19 protein-coding genes are annotated in these 21,312 nt (G+C 31.5%); 15 read left to right on the top strand and 4 right to left on the bottom strand.

Features of this window, described 5'->3' with window-relative positions; all coding sequences use genetic code 11:
• Positions 1-3: 3 nt before the first annotated feature.
• The 11 genes from ABD939_RS12305 to can all read left to right on the top strand — a co-directional run bounded on the left by ABD939_RS12305 (position 4) and on the right by can (position 14,013).
• Positions 4-1,041 (top strand): VWA domain-containing protein, encoded by a 1,038-nt coding sequence (locus ABD939_RS12305; protein ID WP_345169045.1) that lies wholly within the window; start codon positions 4-6, stop codon positions 1,039-1,041.
• 72 nt (positions 1,042-1,113) lie between these two features.
• Positions 1,114-1,959, top strand: coding sequence for a tetratricopeptide repeat protein (locus ABD939_RS12300; protein ID WP_345169042.1), 846 nt, complete (start codon positions 1,114-1,116; stop codon positions 1,957-1,959).
• A gap of 50 nt (positions 1,960-2,009) precedes the next feature.
• Entirely contained in the window at positions 2,010-3,782 is a 1,773-nt protein-coding gene (locus tag ABD939_RS12295; protein WP_345169039.1) for a BatD family protein, read from the top strand.
• A complete protein-coding gene (locus tag ABD939_RS12290) occupies positions 3,783-4,541 on the top strand; it encodes an SH3 domain-containing protein (protein WP_345169037.1) in 759 nt (252 codons plus the stop codon).
• A 202-nt stretch (positions 4,542-4,743) separates the two neighbouring features.
• Complete coding sequence (locus tag ABD939_RS12285) at positions 4,744-6,222, top strand: proton-conducting transporter transmembrane domain-containing protein (protein ID WP_345169035.1); 1,479 nt, start codon at positions 4,744-4,746, stop codon at positions 6,220-6,222.
• Between the two features lie 7 nt (positions 6,223-6,229).
• Positions 6,230-8,629 carry a DUF2309 domain-containing protein gene (locus ABD939_RS12280; protein ID WP_345169032.1) on the top strand — a complete coding sequence of 800 codons (2,400 nt, stop codon included), beginning with the start codon at positions 6,230-6,232 and terminating at the stop codon, positions 8,627-8,629.
• Positions 8,630-8,647: 18 nt separating this feature from the next.
• Positions 8,648-9,187 carry a universal stress protein gene (locus tag ABD939_RS12275; protein WP_345169030.1) on the top strand — a complete coding sequence of 180 codons (540 nt, stop codon included), beginning with the start codon at positions 8,648-8,650 and terminating at the stop codon, positions 9,185-9,187.
• Positions 9,188-9,493: 306 nt separating this feature from the next.
• Positions 9,494-9,796: a hypothetical protein gene (locus ABD939_RS12270; protein ID WP_345169028.1), complete on the top strand. Its 303-nt coding sequence runs from the start codon at positions 9,494-9,496 to the stop codon at positions 9,794-9,796.
• A 76-nt stretch (positions 9,797-9,872) separates the two neighbouring features.
• A complete protein-coding gene (locus tag ABD939_RS12265) occupies positions 9,873-11,474 on the top strand; it encodes a SulP family inorganic anion transporter (protein ID WP_345169026.1) in 1,602 nt (533 codons plus the stop codon).
• Between the two features lie 16 nt (positions 11,475-11,490).
• The gene (locus tag ABD939_RS12260; protein WP_345169024.1) at positions 11,491-13,353 is read left to right on the top strand and encodes a SulP family inorganic anion transporter; all 1,863 of its coding nucleotides are present in this window, start codon (positions 11,491-11,493) and stop codon (positions 13,351-13,353) included.
• 18 nt (positions 13,354-13,371) lie between these two features.
• On the top strand, positions 13,372-14,013 hold the full coding sequence (gene can / locus ABD939_RS12255; protein WP_345169022.1) for a carbonate dehydratase: 642 nt from the start codon (positions 13,372-13,374) through the stop codon (positions 14,011-14,013).
• Between the two features lie 224 nt (positions 14,014-14,237).
• On the opposite strand, the gene ABD939_RS12250 is transcribed toward can, so the two are convergent.
• Complete coding sequence (locus ABD939_RS12250) at positions 14,238-15,206, bottom strand: sodium-dependent bicarbonate transport family permease (RefSeq protein WP_345169020.1); 969 nt, start codon at positions 15,204-15,206, stop codon at positions 14,238-14,240.
• Between the two features lie 87 nt (positions 15,207-15,293).
• On the opposite strand from ABD939_RS12250, the gene ABD939_RS12245 reads away from it, so the two are divergent.
• Positions 15,294-16,220: a LysR family transcriptional regulator gene (locus ABD939_RS12245; RefSeq protein ID WP_298341082.1), complete on the top strand. Its 927-nt coding sequence runs from the start codon at positions 15,294-15,296 to the stop codon at positions 16,218-16,220.
• On the opposite strand, the gene ABD939_RS12240 is transcribed toward ABD939_RS12245, so the two are convergent.
• Entirely contained in the window at positions 16,217-16,729 is a 513-nt protein-coding gene (locus tag ABD939_RS12240; RefSeq protein WP_345169017.1) for a CvpA family protein, read from the bottom strand. The two genes, ABD939_RS12245 and ABD939_RS12240, sit on opposite strands and share 4 nt — an antisense overlap.
• Before the next feature lie 74 nt (positions 16,730-16,803).
• Here ABD939_RS12240 and ABD939_RS12235 point away from each other — a divergent pair, with 74 nt between their 5' ends.
• Both ABD939_RS12235 and pheS read left to right on the top strand, forming a co-directional pair.
• Positions 16,804-17,160: a hypothetical protein gene (locus ABD939_RS12235; protein WP_345169015.1), complete on the top strand. Its 357-nt coding sequence runs from the start codon at positions 16,804-16,806 to the stop codon at positions 17,158-17,160.
• A 153-nt stretch (positions 17,161-17,313) separates the two neighbouring features.
• Positions 17,314-18,333, top strand: a complete 1,020-nt coding sequence (pheS, locus tag ABD939_RS12230; protein ID WP_345169013.1) for a phenylalanine--tRNA ligase subunit alpha — start codon at positions 17,314-17,316, stop codon at positions 18,331-18,333.
• A 101-nt stretch (positions 18,334-18,434) separates the two neighbouring features.
• On the opposite strand, the gene ABD939_RS12225 is transcribed toward pheS, so the two are convergent.
• Complete coding sequence (locus tag ABD939_RS12225; protein ID WP_345169010.1) at positions 18,435-19,559, bottom strand: Fic family protein; 1,125 nt, start codon at positions 19,557-19,559, stop codon at positions 18,435-18,437.
• A gap of 239 nt (positions 19,560-19,798) precedes the next feature.
• Here ABD939_RS12225 and ABD939_RS12220 point away from each other — a divergent pair, with 239 nt between their 5' ends.
• A complete protein-coding gene (locus ABD939_RS12220) occupies positions 19,799-20,194 on the top strand; it encodes a hypothetical protein (RefSeq protein WP_345169009.1) in 396 nt (131 codons plus the stop codon).
• A 39-nt stretch (positions 20,195-20,233) separates the two neighbouring features.
• On the opposite strand, the gene ABD939_RS12215 is transcribed toward ABD939_RS12220, so the two are convergent.
• The gene (locus ABD939_RS12215; RefSeq protein WP_345169007.1) at positions 20,234-21,235 is read right to left on the bottom strand and encodes an NAD(P)H-dependent glycerol-3-phosphate dehydrogenase; all 1,002 of its coding nucleotides are present in this window, start codon (positions 21,233-21,235) and stop codon (positions 20,234-20,236) included.
• Between the last annotated feature and the right edge of the window lie 77 nt (positions 21,236-21,312).

The following is a 21,312-nucleotide window of genomic DNA, read 5'->3' as shown; positions in this document are numbered from 1 at the left end:
TAAATGTATCAATTAGAAGAGAAAATATGGTTTTGGTTATTATTGGTTATTCCAGTAATATGGCTGTTCTTTTTGGTGCTTCAATTCTGGAAATATAAAGCTCAAAATAAATTTGCAGACAAGAAGTTGCTTAAAAGATTAAGTCCTAATAAATCACTTTTCAAGTCTATTTTAAAAATTGTGGTTTTAAGTTTAGCATTTCTATGTTTCATTTTAGCATTAGTAAATCCAAAAATCGGTACAAAACTTGAAACTGTAAAACGAGAAGGTGTAGATATTGTATTTGCTGTTGATGTTTCTAAAAGTATGTTGGCTGAAGATATTGCGCCAAACCGATTAGAAAAATCGAAACAACTGGTTACGCAGATTATAAACAACTTAGCAAGCGACCGCGTTGGTATTATTGCTTATGCAGGAAAAGCATTTCCGCAATTACCAATAACCACAGATTATGCCTCGGCAAAAATGTTTTTGCAAAGTATGAATACCGATATGTTATCCTCGCAAGGTACCGCAATAAACGAGGCTATAAAACTAGCAAAAACCTATTTTGATGACGAAGAGCAAACCAACAGAGTTTTAATTATAATATCTGATGGTGAAGATCATAGCGAAGAAGCCGTGGCTGTAGCAGAGGAAGCAAGTGAAGAAGGTATTCGCATTTTTACAATAGGTGTTGGCGATATTAAAGGTGGTCCAATTCCAGAAAAACGAAATGGCATTGTTTTAAATTATAAAAAAGATAACCAAGGCGAAACAGTTATTACACGTTTAAATGAAGAAACATTAAAAAGTATAGCCGAAGAGGCCAACGGTGCTTATATAAATGGGAAAGTAACAGATAATGTTGTTGAAAACATTCGTGAAATTTTAAATGCCATGGATAAAACAGAGTTTGAAGCTAAACAGTTTGCCGATTTTAAAGACCAATTTCAGTGGTTTTTAGGTTTTGGTATTTTCTTTCTGTTAATTGACGTTTTTCTATTAGAACGTAAAACGGCTTGGTTAAAGAAATTGAATTTATTTAATGAAGATTTATAATTAAATTTTTATAAAAATTTTAACCAATAAAAAGTACAAGGTTTTCTATATTAGAAATATAAGAAATTGAAGATGAAAAATTTAGTAGTATTTATAGCAGTATTTATAGTTTCTTTTTCTAATGCACAAGATAAAGAAATTCAAAAATCTCAAAAGAAAGCAAACGCTTATTTGTATGAGGCAAATTCTTTAATAAATGATGAAGACTTTGTATCAGCAGAAATGGAGTACCGTAAAGCTATTTCAGAACAACCCACTTCAGTTGCTGGAGCATACAACTTAGGTAATTCATATTATGAAAAGGGAAATTATGAAGAGGCACTCTATCGTCATCAACAAGCAACAGAAACAGCAACTTCAAAAATTGAAAAACACAAGGCGTTCCATAATATTGGAAATATATTAATGAAAAATAAAAAATGTAAAGAAGCTGTTGAAGCTTACAAAAGTGCTTTACGAAATAATCCAACTGATGATGAAACCCGTTATAATTTAGGCTTAGCAAAAGAATGTGCTGAACAGCAAAAACAAGATCAGCAAGACGACAATAAAGACGACGAAAACAAGGATAAAGAAAACGACGAGAATAAAGAGAATAAAGACAAAGAAAACCAGGACAAAAAAGACGAAGAAGGCGATAACAAAGAAGATAAAAAAGACGAAGGCGACCAAGAGAAGAAGGAAGGTGAGGATGAAAAAGATGAGGAAGGCAAGCCAAAAGATGAAAAAGACGATAAAGGAAAAGGTGATGAAGAAAAGAAAGAACAAAAAAAGCCAAAGCCTCAACCTGGACAATTATCACCACAACAAATAAAGAATTTATTAGAAGCCATGAACAATCAAGAACAGAAAGTTCAGGAAAAAATGAATGCTGAAAAGCAAAAAGGAGTTAAAGTTAAAACAGAAAAAGACTGGTAAAATAGAATTTTGTCATGCTAAGTTTAGTCTAAGCATCTCAATTATAACAAATGAAGCTAATAAAACATATATCAATACTATTACTAATACTTACAACAGGTCTAGTTTCAGCCCAAGTTGAGTTTGTAGCCAAAGCCAGTAAGCAAAAGCTAGGTATTAACGAGCGCTTGCGTATTGATTTTATAATGAACCAAGATGGAGACAATTTTAACCCTCCAAGCTTTTCCGGTTTTAATCTTATTGGTGGTCCAAATCAGTCTGTTAAGAATGTGTATTCTAATGGTGTACGAACTTATAAAAAAACCTACAGTTACTTTTTATCTCCAAAAACTAGAGGAACTTTAACTATTGGACAAGCTTCAATTACAATAGATGATGAAGTTTATAAAACAGTTCCAATAAAAGTTGAAATTACCGCTGCTGTTGATAAGCCAAAAGACCCAAACGATCCAAATTATATAGCTTCAGAGAACATTCATTTAGTTGCAGAAGTATCAAAAACTAATCCGTATCTAAATGAAGCTATCACTGTAGTTTATAAGTTATATGTTTCACCATCAATTGCTGTTGACGATATTAAGGAATTAGATATTCCAAGATATAACGATTTTTGGAGTCAGAATATAAGTACTCAAGGATTAAAAGTACAGAATGGAACCTACAATGGTGAAGATTATAGATATTTAATTTACAGAAAAGCAGTTTTATATCCGCAAAAAACAGGAAAGTTAAACATTGAACCTCTTGTTTTAGATTTAGCCATGCGAGTACCAACAAATAGGCGAGATATTTTTGGCAGTAGGTTAATGACTAGAGTTAATAAAACCATTTCTGCAGGTAACAAAACAATAAATGTTAAACCATTACCTGAAGCAGGAAAACCAGCTGACTTTACTGGAGCCGTTGGCAATTTTGATTTTAATGTATTTTCTTCTAAAAGAGTTTTAGATGCCTCAGAATCATTACAATTAAAAGTTGAGGTTAAAGGAAAAGGTAATTTAAAACTTTTTAAACTTCCAAAAATATCCTTACCAAGTTCTTTGGAAGTATATGAACCTGAACATGATGAAAAAGTACAAACAAATTTATCAGGAATGCGAGGCAGTATTTCAGATAATTACACTGTTGTGCCACAATACAAAGGTAAGTATCCAATCCCGAGTATTTCTTTTTCTTATTTCGATTTAGAAACGAAAAGCTATAAGCGTTTATCGTCCGCTGAGATTGTAATTGATGTTTCTAACGGGCCTTCAAATAATACAGAATCAAACGATAATAATAATTTAAGCCCTGGAAAGCAAGCAGTTGTTTTAAATAACGATCAGTTTGCATACATTAAAACAACACCAAGTTTAACATCAATCAATACATCCTATTTCTTCCAGACAAAGCTATTTTGGAGCTTACTTTTACTACCATTTTTAGCAATACCGCTTGCTGTTTTTATTAGAAAAAGCAAAGCAACTCGAGATGCCGATGTTTATGGAAACCGAATTAGAAAAGCCGATAAATTAGCACGTAAATACTTAAGTAGTGCTAAAAAATCTTTAGGTAAAAAGGAGGAGTTTTATATAGCTTTAGAGAAAGCTTTACATAATTATCTTAAGGCAAAATTACGCATAGAAACACAAGATTTAAGTAAAGATAAGATTATTAGTTTACTAACAAAGAAGCAGGTTAATAACGATACAATTAAAGATTTTATTAGCATTTTAGAAAGCTGTGAATTAGCACGCTATACACCTATAGATATTGTTACCATGCAAGAAGATTATGAGAAGGCAGCAAAAACGATTTCTTTAATAGACAAACAAGCACGTTAAATGAGATACTTTTTTTACATACTATCGTTCCTGTTATGTTTTGTAAGTTTTTCACAAAACGAAACTTTATTTGATGAAGCAAATGCTTTATATAATGAAGGAAAATATGCTGAGGCTATTGATAAATACACTCTTGTATTAGAAAGTGGAAATCATTCAGCGTCTCTATATTTTAATCTTGGTAATGCTAATTATAAACTTAATAATATTGCACCTAGTATTTATTATTATGAAAAGGCATTACAATTAGCGCCTAATGATACCGATATTCAAAACAATATAGCATTTGCAAGAAATATGACTATTGATGCCATTGATGTTGTTCCTGAAGCTGGGTTATCTAAACTGTTAAAGAATACAGCAAACAGATTTAATTTCGATACTTGGGCAAAACTATCAATATTATCTGTGTTTATTGCAGTTGTACTTTTCCTTATATATTATTTTGCCTATTCCTCAGCTAAAAAACGATTAGCATTTATAGGTAGTTTGTTATCATTGTTTTTTGTTTTAGTGACGTTATGTTTCGCATTTCATAAATTTAATTTAGATAAGAAAGACAGACCTGCTATAGTTTTTGCACAAGAAAGTAAGGTTAAAAGTGAACCAAATTTAAGAAGTGAAGAGTCTTTTAGACTACATGAAGGCACAAAAATTCAGGTTTTAGATACTGTTGGAAATTGGAAAAAAATAAAATTATCTGACGGTAAAACAGGTTGGATTGCTTCAGAAGACATTAAAATGTTGAATAATTTTTAACAATTCTTCAATTTTATCTGATTATATCATTCCTTTTTTTTATTACAAATAATTGAAAGTCAATAGATTGTAAAATATTTTTCATTATTAGTTTTCAAAACATAAAAATATTTTATACCAATCATATTATAATTAAATAAAAATTTATGTTAAATTTTTATGAAGTTTGCACTGTAATTTAAAACAGTTAACAAACAATAATATGCAATCTGATAATTTGATTAATCTGAAAAAAAATGATTCGACTTCAAAAGAGAAGTTTAACCATGGACTACCAGTTATTTCAAAATATTTAATTCCAATTACCTGGTTAGTATTCCTTTCTTGTTTAAGTTATATTATTTACTTCTTTCCTAATTTACCTCAATGGCAAATTTCTGGTGCTTTTGAAATAAACGGACTTAGTATAGTTATTTGGACGGTGGTAACATTTTTTAGTGCCATTGTACAAACGTATTCTGCTAGTTATATGAAAGGTTTTAAAAAGCAAAACACTTTTTTATTAACATGCTTATTGTTCTCAATTTCAGTTATGTTTTTTGTAGCCTCTAGTCATGTGGCTTTATTGTTATTATTTTGGTTAAGTATGGGAATACTTATGTCTAAACTAATAGGCATAAATAAGGAGTGGAACGAAGCTAAACAAGCAGCATCTTGTGCTAGGAAAAACTACTTTGTAAGCGCTCTTTTTTTAAGTATTGGTGTTTTGTTACTGGCCTTTCAAAGTGATGCTTACACTATAAACGAGATATTATCTAAAATAGATGAATTACCAGTTTATGTAAATATTATAGCATCAGTTTGTATTATTGTTGCGGCACTTATTCAATCTGCAATATTTCCATTTCACAAGTGGTTACTATCTGCGATGACATCGCCAACTCCAGCATCAGCTTTAATGCATGCAGGTTTTGTAAATGGTGCAGGTATTCTATTAGCTATTTTTGCGCCACTTTTATTTAAAGCAGATATTCTACTTTTAATTTTTATAATAGGAGGCGTTACTGCTATTATATCTCAGTTTACAAAATTATTACAAGTTAACGTTAAGCAAAAACTAGCATGTTCTACTAGTGCACAAATGAGTTTTATGATTTTACAATGTGGACTTGGGTTTTTTAGTGCAGCTATTACACATTTAATATTACACGGATTTTACAAAGCATACTTATTTTTATCTGCTGGAGAAGAAATAGAAAATTCGGCACCAAAAAATGCTGATAAAATTGTTTTAAAACCATTACAAACACTATTTATATTAGTTACAAGTGCTTTGGGAGGTGTTTTGTTTGCAATAATAACAGGTAAAGGTACTGCTTTTGATAGCGGCTTGTTTTTAACATTTATAGTAGCTATTACGGTTGGGCAAGTTACCTACAACATCATAAACAAAAGTAGCTTAAGTAGTGCAAAAAAACTGATTGTTTTACCCATATTAATTATTGCCGGTATCACTTTTTACGGTTTATGTTTTAATGGTGTTACTTTACTTATGAGCGATATGGCATTTACAAATACACCTGTAGAACTTACCAGTGTTCATATTGGTTTCGGGGTTATTTTCTTAATAGCTTTTTACATCATGTTATTTGGTATTTACCGAAAAATACCTTGGTTGTATGTAAAGCTTCTTAACAATTCTCAACCTTACGGTAAGTCAATTTTATCATTTAAAAACTAAAAGCGTTATGAAAAATTTAAATCTTTTAAATGGTATAGATGAAGCATCTAAATCATTCGGAATTACTTGGCCATTATATTCTTTTGTAACATCAAATCCTTTATCGGGTTACGAGCAATTACCATTTGATGAGGCTCTAAAAAATGCAGAACAACTTTTAAAGGCAAAAACATATCCTAGTCCTTCATTATACAAGCAAGCTTGGGAAAATAATGAGATTGATGCAAAACTACTTTCGTCGTTATTAGAAAAGCATGCGTTTTATAAATCGCCAGAATCTTATTTAAATGAGATGTTATCATCAGAAAAAGAAAACCCTAAAGAAGTTTTCGAGCATAGTAAGTTAGATGTTATAATGACTAAGTGGTTGTCTGCTTTTATGGATGAAGGATTAGCAGAATGGCAAATACCAAATAAGTCTAAAGGGTTTTATTTAGCATGGAAATATTTAGCAAAATATGATAGTTTCAATGGAAAAGATAATGCGTCGAAATTACCAAGCAGCAGTATTGAAGCGATACAAGACGTTGTAAAACAGCATAATGTTGCTAACTATACAGAATTATTTAAGCATCATTTAGCAGCGTTATCAGGTTGGGTTGGTTACATAAAATACAGAGAAAACACTAATTCTATCTGGCAACAAAAATTTCCAATTACCATTCAAGATTACCTTGCAGTTAGATTAACAATTGCTCATAATATGGGGTATAGTATTGTTCCAGAATCTAATTTAAATACAAACCAAAAGCATTCAAAATTAGAACACCTTTGGCTTCAAGCTTGGGAACAAAGTTTTCAAAAGCAGTTATTAAGTGGTTTAAAGAATGAAGCTTCAAAATCTTCAGAAACTAACACTACAAATGTAGCTCCAGATGCACAAATGGTGTTTTGTATTGATACCAGATCTGAAGCTATAAGAAGGCATGTAGAGTCTAAAGGAAATTACGAAACCTTTGGTTATGCTGGTTTTTTTGGAATAGCAATGGATTATCAACATTTTCAAGAAGATTTGGCCATAAAATCATGTCCTCCAATAGTTGGGTCGCCTTATTTAGTAACAGAAAAACCATTATCAGAAACAGACGAAAAGAACAAACAATTTACCAAAGGCAAAAACCTATATAAATCTAATAATTATATCTTAAAAAGATTAAAAAACATGTTGCCTTCATCCTTTGGTTTTGTTGAAGGAGCGGGAGTTTTTTATGGAGCTTCATTGTTATTTAAAACATTTATTCCTGAGTTTTTATTTAAACAAAAAGAAAAAATGAAACCTTCTTACGAAGCGTTTTGCGAACCAGAAATAAAATATAATAGTTGTGAAACGCATGCAGGAAAAGATATTTCTTTAGATGAAAAAGTTGCTATTGTAAAATCTGGGTTCGATTTAATGGGTTGGAAAACTTTTGCACCTTTGGTTTTATTTATTGGCCATGGAAGTCATACAACAAATAATCCTTTCGGTTCAAGTTTAGAATGTGGGGCATGTGCTGCAAGCCCAGGAAGGCATAATGCTAGATTACTCGCTAAACTAGCAAATGATGTTGAAGTAAGAGCTTTTTTGAAAAATATACACAACATAAATATCCCTGATGAAACAGTATTTATTGGCGGAGAACATAATACCACTACAGACGAAATTACCTTGTTTGATAATTTAGTTCCAGAAACACATACACAGAAGTTAGAAGCGTTAAAAGTATCATTGCATAAAGCACAAGAAACTGCGACGGCAGATAGGCTAGCAACTTCTAAAAACAGCATTGAATTAGCAAATAAAAAATCAATGAACTGGGGAGAAACAAGACCAGAATGGGGGCTTGCTAAAAATGCTGGCTTCATAATAGCACCTAGAAAAGTTACTGAGAAAATGAACTTAAAAAGCAGATGTTTTATGCATTCATACGATTATGAAATGGATGACACTGGAGTAGCGCTTGAAGGTATTATGTGCGGTCCAATGGTAGTAACCCAATGGATTAATAATCATTATTATTTTACAACCGTAGATAATAACAAATTTGGTAGTGGTTCTAAAATAACACATAATATAACCGGTAAGTTTGGTGTAGTTCAAGGTAACGGAGGCGATTTAAAAATGGGATTACCACTACAATCTTTAAAGGAGACCGATAATGATATGTACCACCAACCACTTAGACTCACAGTAGTTATTAAGGCACCGTTAAAGAGAGTAGAGTCTATTTTAAAGAAACATAATCATTTAAAAGAATTACTTGATAACGAATGGATATACCTTAAAGTGATGGATACAGATAATGATAGTACAATTACACATTACCATAAAAATTTAAACTGGGTTTTAGATAGCAATTTTGAAGTCAAACGTTCAAATACAAACAAGAAATCATATAAAGAAGAACTAGAATTAAGTGTTTATTAATCGTACAAATAAAACATTATGAAAAACAACAAGTATAAAATATTAGTGCTTTCAGATTTAAAAGAAAAATCGGTTCAAGCTTTAAGCTATGCAGCTAAATTAGCTAATGAAATTGATGCAAATGTTGAGTTTTTTTATGCAAAATCGGCAACAGAGGTTGCACAAGCAGAGGATCCAGTTTCAGCTTTAAGGATAATTACTGAGGTTTCTAAAGAAACAGACAAAAGAATAGAAAACTTAGTAAACCCGATTTCTGAAGATAATAATATCGAAATCAAGACAGCTTTTGCATATGGGAATGTAAAAAATGTAATTGAAAATTACATTAAAACATCTCAACCAGATATGATTATTCTAGGAGAAAGAAAGCGAGAAAAATTTAACTTTCTCGGAAATAATATAGCACGTTTAGTACGTAAAAATTATGACGGTGTTGTTTTTGTAGCTACAGACAAGACTGTTTTAGATTCTAATGGAGAAGTGTCTCTAGATAGTTTAGGACTTAAAAACAATATAGCTAACTATAATTTAAAATCTAAAAAGGAATTAACAGCTTAAATTAATTTTCACAACATTTTTTTACACCCCGTATAGCATAATTTATTATGCTATACGGGGTGTTGTTATTTTAGAAATGATAAATCCGCTACCATTATTGTATAGAAAAAGCAAAATTAAAAGAGAGTTGGTTTAATAAACTTTTAGGATAAAAATGGCATAAAAACTATATACTATTCGAATAAAAATGAAATTTTCCGATGGAAAAACAGTGTGGATTACTTCCGGATATATAAAAATTCTTGCAAGAGTTTTAAAAGCTTAATAAATAAGTATTATATTTAGTTTTTTGAATACTAAAAAACAATGTTTAAAAACGTAATAGCTGTTTTACTATCTTTAATATTTACATTAATTATTGTTCTGCCTACAGTAATTGTTGCATTTGATGATTCAATAGATGTTTCTTTGTTTTATAACACTTCAGAGGAAGAAAAAGAGAAAAGTCAAGAAAAAAATATTGACAAAGAGTTTATTTGTTCAATAGAAAAAGATACCATAAGAAGTAATGTTAAAGATTTTGAGGAATTTAGTTTAGAATATTGTTTTAATGCTTACAAAATACCTCATATCGAGCTTTCTTTTCCACCTCCTAAATTAGTTTCATAATTTAATACATTCATTTTAATTTTTTTTCTATAATTGAAATCATAGCTATTAACTATGGTTTAAACTTATTTATTTTATGTTCAAATATTTAAAAAACGATATACCAGCTAGTATAGTTGTGTTTTTTGTTGCTTTACCTTTATGTTTAGGAATAGCTTTAGCAAGTGGAGCGCCATTATTTTCAGGCCTTATTGCGGGTATTATTGGCGGAATTGTTGTTGGTAGTTTAAGTGGCTCAAAAATTGGTGTTAGTGGTCCTGCAGCAGGTTTAGCAGCTATTGTTCTTGTTGCCATTACTGCTTTAGGTGGTTACGAAAACTTTTTGGTAGCTGTAGTTTTAGGTGGTATCATCCAATTATTATTTGGCTTTTTAAGAGCTGGTATAATTGGTTATTACTTTCCGTCTTCTGTAATTAAAGGTATGCTAACGGGTATTGGAATTATCATAATTTTAAAACAAATACCTCACTTTTTTGGAATGGATAAAGATCCTCAAGGTGATTTTGCCTTTCTTCAAGTAGATGGAGAAAATACTTTAACTGAACTTTTAAAAGCTATTAATGCATTAATAAGTGGGAATGTAAGTATAGGAGCCACAACAGTTGCTATAATAGCTATGGCAATTCTAATTTTGTGGTCTAATGTTTTATCAAATAAAGGAAAAATATTTGAATTGGTGCAAGGTCCTTTGGTTGCTGTTGTTGTGGGTATTTTGTTTTATGTCTTCACGCAAGATACTACGTTTGCTATCACTAAAGATCATTTGGTATCAGTTCCCGTTCCAGAAGATTTTAGTGGATTTTTGGGTCAGTTCAGCTTCCCAAATTTTGCTGCAATTACTAGAGCGGATGTTTGGATAACGGCTTTTACAATAGCACTTGTAGCGTCGCTAGAAACATTACTTTGTGTTGAGGCTACAGATAAGTTAGATCCTCATAAAAATGTTACTCCAACCAATAGAGAATTATTAGCTCAAGGTACTGGAAATATATTGTCTGGTTTAATTGGAGGATTGCCAATAACTCAAGTAATTGTTAGAAGTTCGGCAAATATACAATCTGGGGGAAGAACAAAAATGTCTGCTATTATACACGGCTTTTTATTACTAATTTCAGTTATTATTATCCCCAAATTATTGAATATGATACCGCTTTCTGTTTTAGCAGCGGTACTATTTATAGTAGGATTTAAACTTGCAAAACCATCAACATTTAAGAAGATGTTTAGTTTAGGATGGAAGCAGTGGGTGCCATTTATAGTTACTATAATTGGGATTGTTTTTGTAGACTTACTATGGGGAATAGGTTTAGGACTTGTAGTTGGAATTTTTATTGTTCTATTAAAAAGCTTCCAAAACTCTCATTTTTTACATAAAGAAGGTGAAGATGTTGATGATGGTAAAATTAAAATGACTTTAGCTGAAGAAGTTACATTTTTTAACAAAGGAGCCATTCTAAAAGAATTAGATAATATTCCGTCAGATTCATATTTAGAAATAGATTTAATAAATACCAGATATTTGGATTATGATATCATTGAAATTCTAGAAGATTTCGCCTTAAAAGCAAAAGAGCGAAATATTGATATAAAACTGATATCTAAACGAGGTGTTGTTGAAAACCCACCTAGTTTTATAGAGTTTTTTGAGCTCAGACCAAAATCGAAAATGGGTTTATGATTAAGTTGATACTAAAATGAAGAATATATTTTCTAATATTAAAGGAGATGCTTTTGGAGGTATCACTGCGGGTATAATTGCATTACCTCTTGCTTTAGCATTTGGTGTATCATCAGGTCTAGGACCAGCTGCAGGATTGTATGGTGCAATTTTTATTAGCTTTTTTGCTGCGCTTTTTGGTGGAACTAATACGCAGATTTCTGGACCAACTGCACCAATGACTGCCGTAAGTATGGTAGTAATAGCTAGTATCATTGCTGCAAATAATGGAGACGTCGCTAAGGCTCTACCAACAATACTTACTGTTTTTTTATTGGCTGGATTATTACAAATAGGATTGGGTATCTTAGGCTTAGGAAAGTATATAAAGTACATCCCTTACCCAGTAGTTTCGGGTTTTATGACTGCTATTGGTGTTATTATTTTGGTTACTCAAATATTACCTTCAATTGGGTATTATTCAAAAGAAGATAGTGACTATGTAGATAGGTTTAAGCCAAATGTAGAACAGGTTATATTCGATAGGAGCATTAATGACATAAAAACGAAAAAGCCAGATGAAGCACTAGATATTAGAGACTATCACAGTGCTTTGTCTAAAGTTGAATCGATAAACAATGCAGAAATTTTAGATGAGGCCAAAGTACTTGCTTCTAGAGAAACTTCAGGTGTTTGGGGGACTTTAAAAATACTCCCAAGGGCATTGCAAAATATTGATTGGTTAGAGTTTTTATTGGCACTAGGTACCATAATTATAATTTATGGGTTTAAAAAAATAACCAAAGCAATTCCAAGTACTTTAGTGGCTTTAGTCGTTATGTCTACTGTAGCAATAGTTGCAAAATTAAATTATCAACCTATTGCAGAAATTCCTAGTGGCCTTCCATTACCAAACTGGGAAATATTTACAGGATTTCAGCTTCAAAACATAAGCCCATATATATTTACTGCTTTAACTTTAGCGCTTTTAGGATCTATTGATTCATTACTTACTAGCGTGGTAGCAGATAATATGACTAAAACCAAGCACAAACCAAATAAAGAGTTAGTTGGGCAAGGTATAGGAAATAGTATAGCCTCCGTTTTTGGAGGTATTCCAGGTGCAGGAGCTACTATACGAACAGTGATTAATATTTCATCTGGAGGAAAAACTAAATTATCAGGAATGATAGCTGGTTTATTATTACTTATTATTCTCTTAGGATTAGGTCCCATAGCTTCCAAGATACCTGCTGCAGTTTTATCAGGAATACTTATTACTGTGGGTATAGGTGTTATGGATTATAAAGGATTAAAAGCTATACCAAGTCTACCTAAAGATATGTCCATAGGGCCGCTTAAGTTTAGTTCTGAAGTATTGATTATGTTTGTGGTTTTATTGCTATCTACATTTTGGAATCTCGTTTATGCTGTAGGTATAGGTTTAGTAATAGCATCCTTGATTTTTATGAAAAAAGCAGGAGACTCTTTGGGTAAAAAATCAACTGTAAAGCTTTTAAAAGAAGAGCCTTGGGAGGATGAAAAAGATTTTCCTAAAACCTTAAAAGACGATATTTTTATTAAACACATTAATGGACCATTATTTTTTGGTTCTACAGGAGATTTTCTACAACTTAAATCACAACTTCCAGATAAGGCAGAAACTGTAATTTTGAGATTGGATAGAATGGAATATATGGATCAATCTGGACTTTATGCTATGGAAGATATGCTTTATGATCTTACTAAAAATGATGAACGTATTCTGTTTGTTGGTTTACAACAGCAGCCTAGATATATGATGGAACGTATTGATATTATTCCAGATTTAGTTTCAGAAGAACAAATTTTTGATAACTTTAGTGCATGTATGTTATGGATAAAAAAGAATATTAATTAACTAATTAAAAATTTAAATATGAAAAATACATATTATAATCAATTATTAGCAAATAATAAGGAGTGGGTAAAGGATATGACCCAAAAAGATAAAAATTATTTTGAAGATTTGTCTAAAGGTCAAAAACCACCAGTGTTATGGATAGGCTGTGCAGATAGTAGAGTTCCTGCAAATGAGATTACTGGAACGCATCCAGGTGAGTTATTTGTACATAGAAACATAGCAAACATGGTAGTACATACAGATATGAATATGCTTAGTGTTCTAGACTATGCAGTAAATCATTTAGGTGTAAAGCATGTTATTGTTTGCGGACATTATGGTTGTGGTGGAGTTGCTGCTGCAATGCAAAACAAATCTCTTGGGTTGATTAACAAATGGGTAAGAAATATTAAAGAGGTATATAAAGACAATAAAACAGAGCTTAAAAAAATAGACGATGATAAAGAGCGTTTTGATAGACTTGTAGAGTTAAATGTAAAGGCTCAAGTTTATGATTTAGCTAAAACATCTATAGTACAGCAAGCATGGAAAGATGATAGAGGCTTAGAGGTACATGGTTGGGTTTATGACTTAAAAGATGGTATTATTCACGATTTAAAAGTATCAATGGATAGTGCACAACATTTAGATGATATTTTTACTTTAGATTTAGATTAAGAGCTTGCAAAAATTACTTTATAAGAATATAGAGTTGAATTTTATTTGGTATTGCGTTAGGGATTGAAACGGCATCCTTTTTTGCTTTTTCTGCAAAAAAGATATAGTGAAAAGCCCGACCCTTTGGGTAACGCCCAAAACAAAAATTTTATTATATATTAATTAAAAAGCCATCAAAATATAAAACTTTTGATGGCTTTTTTGATTCAATTTTCTTTTTCAATTTATGTCATTTGTATAAAGGCATAATAAATGGGTAAACCTAAAGTAATATTAAAAGGGAAGGTAATACCTAAAGCCATGGGGATGTAAATACCTGCATCGGCTCTAGGTTCTGCGAGTTTCATGGTAGCGGGAACTGCAATGTAAGAAGCTCCTGCACCTAGTATGGCAAATAGTAATCTGTTACCATCGCTTTCAGTTATAAAGCCACTTAAGTAAGCTACAATTAAACCATTAATTAAAGGTATAATAATCCCGAAGGCGAATAGAAACAAACCATATTGTTTAAATCCTTTAATACGTTTTGCGGTTACCATACCCATTTCTAATAAGAATAATGATAAAAAGCCTTTAAAAATATCTGTTGTAAAAGGCTCGATACCTCTTGCCTGAGTAGCATCTGCAACTAACCCAATAACTAAACTACCTATAAGCATTAATATACTTCCGCCGGTGAGTGAATGTTTTATTAAAGCGCCTATTGATTTCTTTTCACTAGATTTTTTATTTGCATCATATAGCATAATTAAAATTACACCAACAATAATAGCTGGAGATTCCATAATAGCCATAATTGCTACCATGTGGCCACCAAAGCTAATACCTTGATTTTCTAAAAAGGAGACTGCAGTTACAAAGGTTACTGCACTTACCGAACCGTATGCAGCGGCTATGGCTCCTGCGTTTGGTACACCAACTTTTTTCTTTAAAGCAAAGAAGGTATAAATGGGTACAATACTAGAAAGTAACACAGCAAAAATGATTGAGTATAAAATTTCTGAGTTAAATTCACTGTGGGATAGTTCTTGTCCGCCTTTAAATCCAATGGCAAAAAGCAAATAAAGTGAAATAAATTTAGAGGAGTTTTCAGGAATTTTCAAATCACTTTTTAAGCATGTTGCAATAATACCAAGTAAGAAAAACAAAAGTACGGGGTTAGTTAAATTGCTAATAAGTACATCAATATTCATAAGGTTAGTTTTAAATCTGGGCAAATTTACACTAGCATATCCATATATTTTTATTTAAATTTGTTATTCAAAGCATAAGTATTATTTATGAATTTTACATTACACCAGCTAAGAGTTTTTACTGTTATTGTTCAAAATAAGAGTATTACTAAAGCCGCAGAGGAGTTGAACATGACCCAACCAGCTGCATCTATACAACTTAAAAATTTTCAAGATCAGTTTGATATCCCACTTACAGAAGTGTTAGGCAGGCAACTATATGTTACCAATTTTGGGATGGAAATTTATGAAATAGCAGAATCTATTTTAAATCAAGTAGGCACCATAGAATATAGGACTGAGGCTTTTAAAGGCTTGTTATCTGGTAAGCTAAGAATATCAGTAGTTTCAACAGGAAACTACGTGATGCCTTATTTTTTGAGAGGTTTTTTAAAACAGCATCCTCAGATTGATTTGGTTTTAGACGTATCAAACAAAACGAATGTGATTAAAGATTTGGAGCAAAACGAGGTTGATTTTTCATTAGTAACAGTTAGTCCCCAGCATTTAGAGCTTGAGGAAGAGCCTTTAATGATTAACAAGCTACACCTTGTGGCAGCATCAAGCCATGATCTAGATATTAAAAAGGTTGAAGACAAATCTATATTTAGTAGAATTCCTTTAATATATAGGGAGGAAGGTTCAGGTACACGCTTTACCATGCAACAGTTTTTTGCAGAAGAAGCCATTAAACCAAAAATAAAGTTAGAATTAACTACTAATGAAGCCATAATACAAGCAGTGGTTGCAGATATTGGAATGTCTATCGTATCGTTATTAAGTATTAAGAATGAGCTTTTACAAAATGAACTCAAAATTATTCCAGTAAAAGATTTACCATTAAAATCTACATGGAAACTTATTTGGCTTAAAAAGAAAAATTTATCACCAGTAGCTTTGGCATTTTTAGATTATGTAAGGCAAGAAAAAGATAATGTATATAAAGAATTCTTTGAATGGATGGAAGCTTATTAAGCTGTAGTGTCTTCTTTAGAATCTTTTTTGGGTTGTAATAAATTTGGGAAAATCATGGGTACTAGAGATTTTACGGGTTTATAGAGTACAGAATTTTCCTGTGTGTCTTCATCTAAAAGCGTTACTGTATTATTAAATTTATCAAATATATTAAGTACTACACTTAAAATTAGAGCGATTTTTAGTGCGCCAAAAACACCTCCAAGTAGTTTGTTTAAAATACCTAAAGCAGCAAAATTAGCTAATTTAGTAAGTGCTTTTCCAGCAAATGCAATAGCTAAAACAATAACAACAAAGGTTATGGCAAAAGCAGTAATATTAATGGTTTTTTCATTCCATTCTGTTTTGGTTTGTAAAAATTCGGCGGCAAAATTACTGAAATGGATGGCGCCATAAACTCCTGCAACCAACGCCACCAATGAAGCCACTTCAACAAAAAGCCCTTTCATAAACCCACGAACTAGCCCAAGTAAAATTAATGCTCCTAAAACAATATCAATAACCCCCATAATTATTAGATTTTAAACAAATATAAAATAATACTAACACTTAGGTTTATTAACTTTGTTGCTTTGAAATTATTATGGCAAGAGACGAACAATTAAAAGAACGCTGGGATTTAGTAGTAAAAAAATTATCCAATCAATTTGCAGATGGAGACACATTAGATCTTGATGCTATAATTTACCTTATTGGTGTTCAAGAACTGGGTCAGTTAGACAGAACGTTTAAAAAAGACCAAAAGCTAGACCTCATGCACATTGCCATTTGTAAGCTTTTGGCGCCTTATGGCTATTACGAGCTCGATTTTGTGGATGATGAAGGCTGGCCGCATTACAAAACCCTTGAAACCCTACCGCACTTAAAAGCAGGTGAGCAATCTGTTTTAATGAAAGAAGCCATTGTAAACTACTTTATAGAAACCGAGTATATTAATTAAAATAGTTAGGGGCATTACCACAAGGGTCGGGCTTTCGGTAGTCGCTTTTTTGTGTTGCATAGGTGCAACAACACAAAAAGAGCTTCAACAATACCTCAATCCCTAACGCAATTCACGTAAAAAATAGTAAATTTGCCTTCATTTTAGGATGTCATGATAGAAAAGATAAACCAACTTATAGCAGAAGCAGAAGCATTCAAAGCCCAATCTAAAGAAGAGGTTGAAGCATTTCGTGTAAAATATTTAGGTAAAAAAGGATTATTAAACGACTTTTTTGCTGAGTTTAAGAATGTAGCAAACGACCAAAAAAAGGAGTTTGGTCAAACTATAAATAAACTTAAAAAAACTGCTGAAGAAAAGGTGAATGCCTTAAAAACAGAGTTAGAAAGTAAAGAAGAAGTAAAAGGTATTTATGGCGATTTATCTCGCCCAGGCGAACCTATAGAAATTGGTGCTCGTCATCCTATTTCAATAGTAAAAAATCAAATTATAGATATTTTTTCGCGCATTGGTTTTAATGTGAGTGAAGGTCCTGAAATTGAAGATGATTGGCACAACTTTACAGCATTAAATTTACCAGAATATCACCCCGCACGCGATATGCAGGATACGTTTTTTATCCAAACAGACCCAGATATATTGTTACGCACGCACACTAGTTCTGTGCAAGTGCGTTATATGGAAAATAACAAACCACCTATTCGTACAATTTCTCCGGGGAGAGTTTATAGAAACGAGGCTATATCGGCACGTTCTCACTGTTTTTTTCATCAGGTAGAAGGCTTATATATTGATAAAGATGTAAGTTTTGCAGATTTAAAACAAACGCTACAGCATTTTACAACCGAGATGTTTGGAAAGAGTAAAATACGTTTACGTCCGTCATACTTTCCGTTTACAGAGCCAAGTGCTGAGGTTGATGTGTATTGGGGATTAGAAACGGAAATAGATTACCGAATTACTAAAGGTACAGGCTGGTTAGAAATTATGGGTTGTGGTATGGTAGACCCTAATGTTCTGGAAAACTGTGGTATTAACTCTCAAGACTACTCTGGTTTTGCTTTTGGTATGGGCATAGACCGTATTGCCATGCTATTACATCAAATAGGAGATATTCGTTTATTAAGTGAAAATGATGTTAGGTTTTTAGAGCAGTTTAAATCTGCACTGTAAATTTATAATTTTTCAATTACATACCAAATTGAAAATCCGTTAGGATTTTCTGAAGTAGGCAAAAACAAGCAATTATATATAGCAATGGTTGTACAACGTTTTTATTTAAATAATTTAGTGTATTCTCTAAATAAATAAATTTTCCCTCTTTTTGCACCTGTTATTTCAGTTAATATTTCAAGTTTTTCGAGTTCTTCAATTAATTTGTAGACAGAAGGTGAAGATAAACCTGTTGACTCTTTAACTTTTTGCGCATCTATAATTGGTCGTTGGTAAAGATGGTTTAAAATTAATTGTGCATTATATGAGCGACTTCCTAATGTTTGTAGTTTAACTTCAATTTCTTTTTGTAGTTTTAAAATACTATCAAATGTATTTATTCCGTTTTTAGCAGTTTCTATTACTCCAACTAAAAAGAATTTGAACCATTGACTTAAATCACTTTTCTCTCTAACTCTTGTTAGGTTGTCATAATATAACATTCTGTTTCTTTCAAAGAAATCAGAGAGGTATAGAATAGGCTTTTTTAATATCCCTTTTTCAACCAAATACAATGTAATCATTAATCTACCAACTCTCCCATTACCATCTAGAAAGGGATGAATTGTTTCAAATTGATAGTGTATTAATGCGATTTTAAGTAAATCAGGAAAAAATGATTCAACATTATGAGCAAAATTTTCTAAATCACCCATATATTCATTAACACTAGTATGAATAGGTGGAATAAATGTAGCATCATTAATGCTTGCTCCGCCTATCCAGTTTTGGCTACTCCTGAACTCTCCAGGAAGTTTGTGCTTTCCTCTTACTCCTTGTAGTAGTGTTTTATGGGTTTCTCGTATTAATCTAGAAGAAAAAGGTAGTTTTTCTAAACTTTTAATAGCAGAATTTAATGCTTCTATATAATTTTGCACTTCTTCCCAGTCATCTCTTTTTTCATCATTTACGTCTTCTTTATCCAATAAAGCATCTTCTATGTTAGTTTTTGTTCCTTCAATTTTACTTGATTGAGTTGCCTCTTTTAAGACGTGCATACTTATAAATAAATCAATGTTCGGAATGTATTCAGAATACATATCAAGTCTTCCAAGTTGTCTGTCTGCTTGACTTAAGAGGTTTAATACCTCCATATCGTCAATAGTCCATTTTTGATTTATTTTAGTAGGCTGAAAGCTCTTATAAGTCCCTTGGTTTATATAATTACCAGATTTAAATGTTTTCATTTTTATTTAAGTATAAACTTAAACAAAGATACTCCTTAATTAAGAATATTGCAAAAATCTTAAATAAGATAAGCTTCAAATTAAGTATATGCTTAAATTCTTAATTAATGGGCAGTATTATTTAATGTTATCGAAATACTAGATATTAAATCGATTTAACATCTGATATTAAAACGAAGTTCATACTTTTTACTGGCAAATTCAAGTTTCAAAATTTACAGAAATGATATATTTGCAAAATGAAAAAAGACATCAAAATTCCGAAAGTTGAAGGTGTTTACATTGCTGTTGTAAACGAGTACAATAAAATTTACAAAACCCATGATTGGAATGCGTACATTATTAATGATAAAGATGTTGATTTAGATATGGTAATTATAGTTACAAGTGGCTTCTCTGAAAACAAAACCACTTCCATATTTAGAAAAAAAATAGATATGCTTCCTAAAAAAAGTTATGCTAAAATTGAGTTGATGCAAGAAGCGTTATTTGCTCTAAACAACACATTTAAAGTTTCCTTTTTTGAAGGAAACCAAATGTTTGATAAAACCTATTTGTTTAGAAAAAACACAATTAACTTAAAGGCTTTACAACCATTACCTTTAATGGATGTGAAGGGAGTTTTGGTTAAATAGCTATTGGTTCTAAATAACCAATTGTTAAATGCTAAGTAATCAATCTAACCTCTCGGTCAATCTTTTAAAAACCTTTTTAGGGTTTTTGTTTTCATATAAAATCTCGTAAACAGCATTTATAATAGGAATTTGTGCTTTTTTAGCATTTTTTTCATGAAGTAAATGTGCACTTTTTGTAGCATAATATCCTTCAGCAACCATACTCATTTCCATTTGAGCAGATTTGACGGTATAGCCTTTACCAATCATGTTACCAAACATACGGTTTCTTGAAAATACAGAATACCCAGTAACCAATAAATCGCCCAAATATGCCGAGTTATTAATATTCCGTTTCATTTTATGGCGCTTCTTTATAAAGCGTTTCATTTCTCTAATGGCGTTGCTCATTAAAACACTCTGAAAATTATCGCCATAACCCAAACCATGTGCAATTCCAGCAGCAATAGCGTAAATATTTTTAAGCATTACAGCGTATTCTACACCTATAATATCATCGCTTATTTTTGTCTTTATGTAATCGCTAGATAAATTTTCGGCAATAGCTTTTGCTTTTTCAGCATCTGAACATGAAATAGTTAAGTAAGATAAACGCTCTAAAGCGACTTCTTCTGCATGACAAGGACCGGCTATTACAGCAATATTATCATAAGGAATGTTATAAGTTTCATGAAAATGTTCGCCTACTAAAAGTCCAGTTTCTGGCATGATGCCTTTAACGGCCGATACAATTGTTTTATGAGAGATGTCAATATTTAGTTTTTCTAATTCGCTATGAATGAATGCTGAAGGGATTACAAAAATTAAAACATCTGCATATTCTGCAATGTCATTAATATCGTTACTAAGTTTTAATTGCTCTAAATGAAACTCTACCGAACTTAAATAATTTGGGTTATGTTGCTCGCGTAATAAATGTTCTTTAGTATAAACACTTCGCATATACCAACCAATTTCATCTAAATTTTCGCAAAGCATTTTTACAATTGCTGTTGCCCAACTTCCTGCACCAAAAACCGCATATTTTAAAGGTTTATCCATAAATAACTAAATAGTTTATTACTCAAAAATACATAAAAAATTAATCATTTAAGCGTCGCTAAATTCTTATCAATTTA

Origin of the sequence: Algibacter aquimarinus (genome assembly GCF_039543265.1) — a bacterium.
GTDB lineage: Bacteria > Bacteroidota > Bacteroidia > Flavobacteriales > Flavobacteriaceae > Algibacter_B > Algibacter_B aquimarinus.
Note: the sequence above shows the minus strand (reverse complement) of the source record. Positions and strands in the feature narration are given on the sequence as shown.

What these genes read in the sequence shown, in the direction of transcription:
- ABD939_RS12245 (WP_298341082.1), top strand. Translation starts at nt 15,294, where the DNA reads ATGAATTTTACATTACACCAGCTAAGAGTTTTTACTGTTATTGTTCAA.
- ABD939_RS12240 (WP_345169017.1), bottom strand. Translation starts at nt 16,729, where the DNA reads ATGGGGGTTATTGATATTGTTTTAGGAGCATTAATTTTACTTGGGCTA.
- ABD939_RS12270 (WP_345169028.1), top strand. Translation starts at nt 9,494, where the DNA reads ATGTTTAAAAACGTAATAGCTGTTTTACTATCTTTAATATTTACATTA.
- ABD939_RS12275 (WP_345169030.1), top strand. Translation starts at nt 8,648, where the DNA reads ATGAAAAACAACAAGTATAAAATATTAGTGCTTTCAGATTTAAAAGAA.
- ABD939_RS12285 (WP_345169035.1), top strand. Translation starts at nt 4,744, where the DNA reads ATGCAATCTGATAATTTGATTAATCTGAAAAAAAATGATTCGACTTCA.
- ABD939_RS12280 (WP_345169032.1), top strand. Translation starts at nt 6,230, where the DNA reads ATGAAAAATTTAAATCTTTTAAATGGTATAGATGAAGCATCTAAATCA.
- ABD939_RS12215 (WP_345169007.1), bottom strand. Translation starts at nt 21,235, where the DNA reads ATGGATAAACCTTTAAAATATGCGGTTTTTGGTGCAGGAAGTTGGGCA.
- ABD939_RS12220 (WP_345169009.1), top strand. Translation starts at nt 19,799, where the DNA reads ATGAAAAAAGACATCAAAATTCCGAAAGTTGAAGGTGTTTACATTGCT.
- ABD939_RS12265 (WP_345169026.1), top strand. Translation starts at nt 9,873, where the DNA reads ATGTTCAAATATTTAAAAAACGATATACCAGCTAGTATAGTTGTGTTT.
- ABD939_RS12235 (WP_345169015.1), top strand. Translation starts at nt 16,804, where the DNA reads ATGGCAAGAGACGAACAATTAAAAGAACGCTGGGATTTAGTAGTAAAA.
- ABD939_RS12305 (WP_345169045.1), top strand. Translation starts at nt 4, where the DNA reads ATGTATCAATTAGAAGAGAAAATATGGTTTTGGTTATTATTGGTTATT.
- ABD939_RS12250 (WP_345169020.1), bottom strand. Translation starts at nt 15,206, where the DNA reads ATGAATATTGATGTACTTATTAGCAATTTAACTAACCCCGTACTTTTG.
- ABD939_RS12295 (WP_345169039.1), top strand. Translation starts at nt 2,010, where the DNA reads ATGAAGCTAATAAAACATATATCAATACTATTACTAATACTTACAACA.
- can (WP_345169022.1), top strand. Translation starts at nt 13,372, where the DNA reads ATGAAAAATACATATTATAATCAATTATTAGCAAATAATAAGGAGTGG.
- pheS (WP_345169013.1), top strand. Translation starts at nt 17,314, where the DNA reads ATGATAGAAAAGATAAACCAACTTATAGCAGAAGCAGAAGCATTCAAA.
- ABD939_RS12225 (WP_345169010.1), bottom strand. Translation starts at nt 19,559, where the DNA reads ATGAAAACATTTAAATCTGGTAATTATATAAACCAAGGGACTTATAAG.
- ABD939_RS12260 (WP_345169024.1), top strand. Translation starts at nt 11,491, where the DNA reads ATGAAGAATATATTTTCTAATATTAAAGGAGATGCTTTTGGAGGTATC.
- ABD939_RS12290 (WP_345169037.1), top strand. Translation starts at nt 3,783, where the DNA reads ATGAGATACTTTTTTTACATACTATCGTTCCTGTTATGTTTTGTAAGT.
- ABD939_RS12300 (WP_345169042.1), top strand. Translation starts at nt 1,114, where the DNA reads ATGAAAAATTTAGTAGTATTTATAGCAGTATTTATAGTTTCTTTTTCT.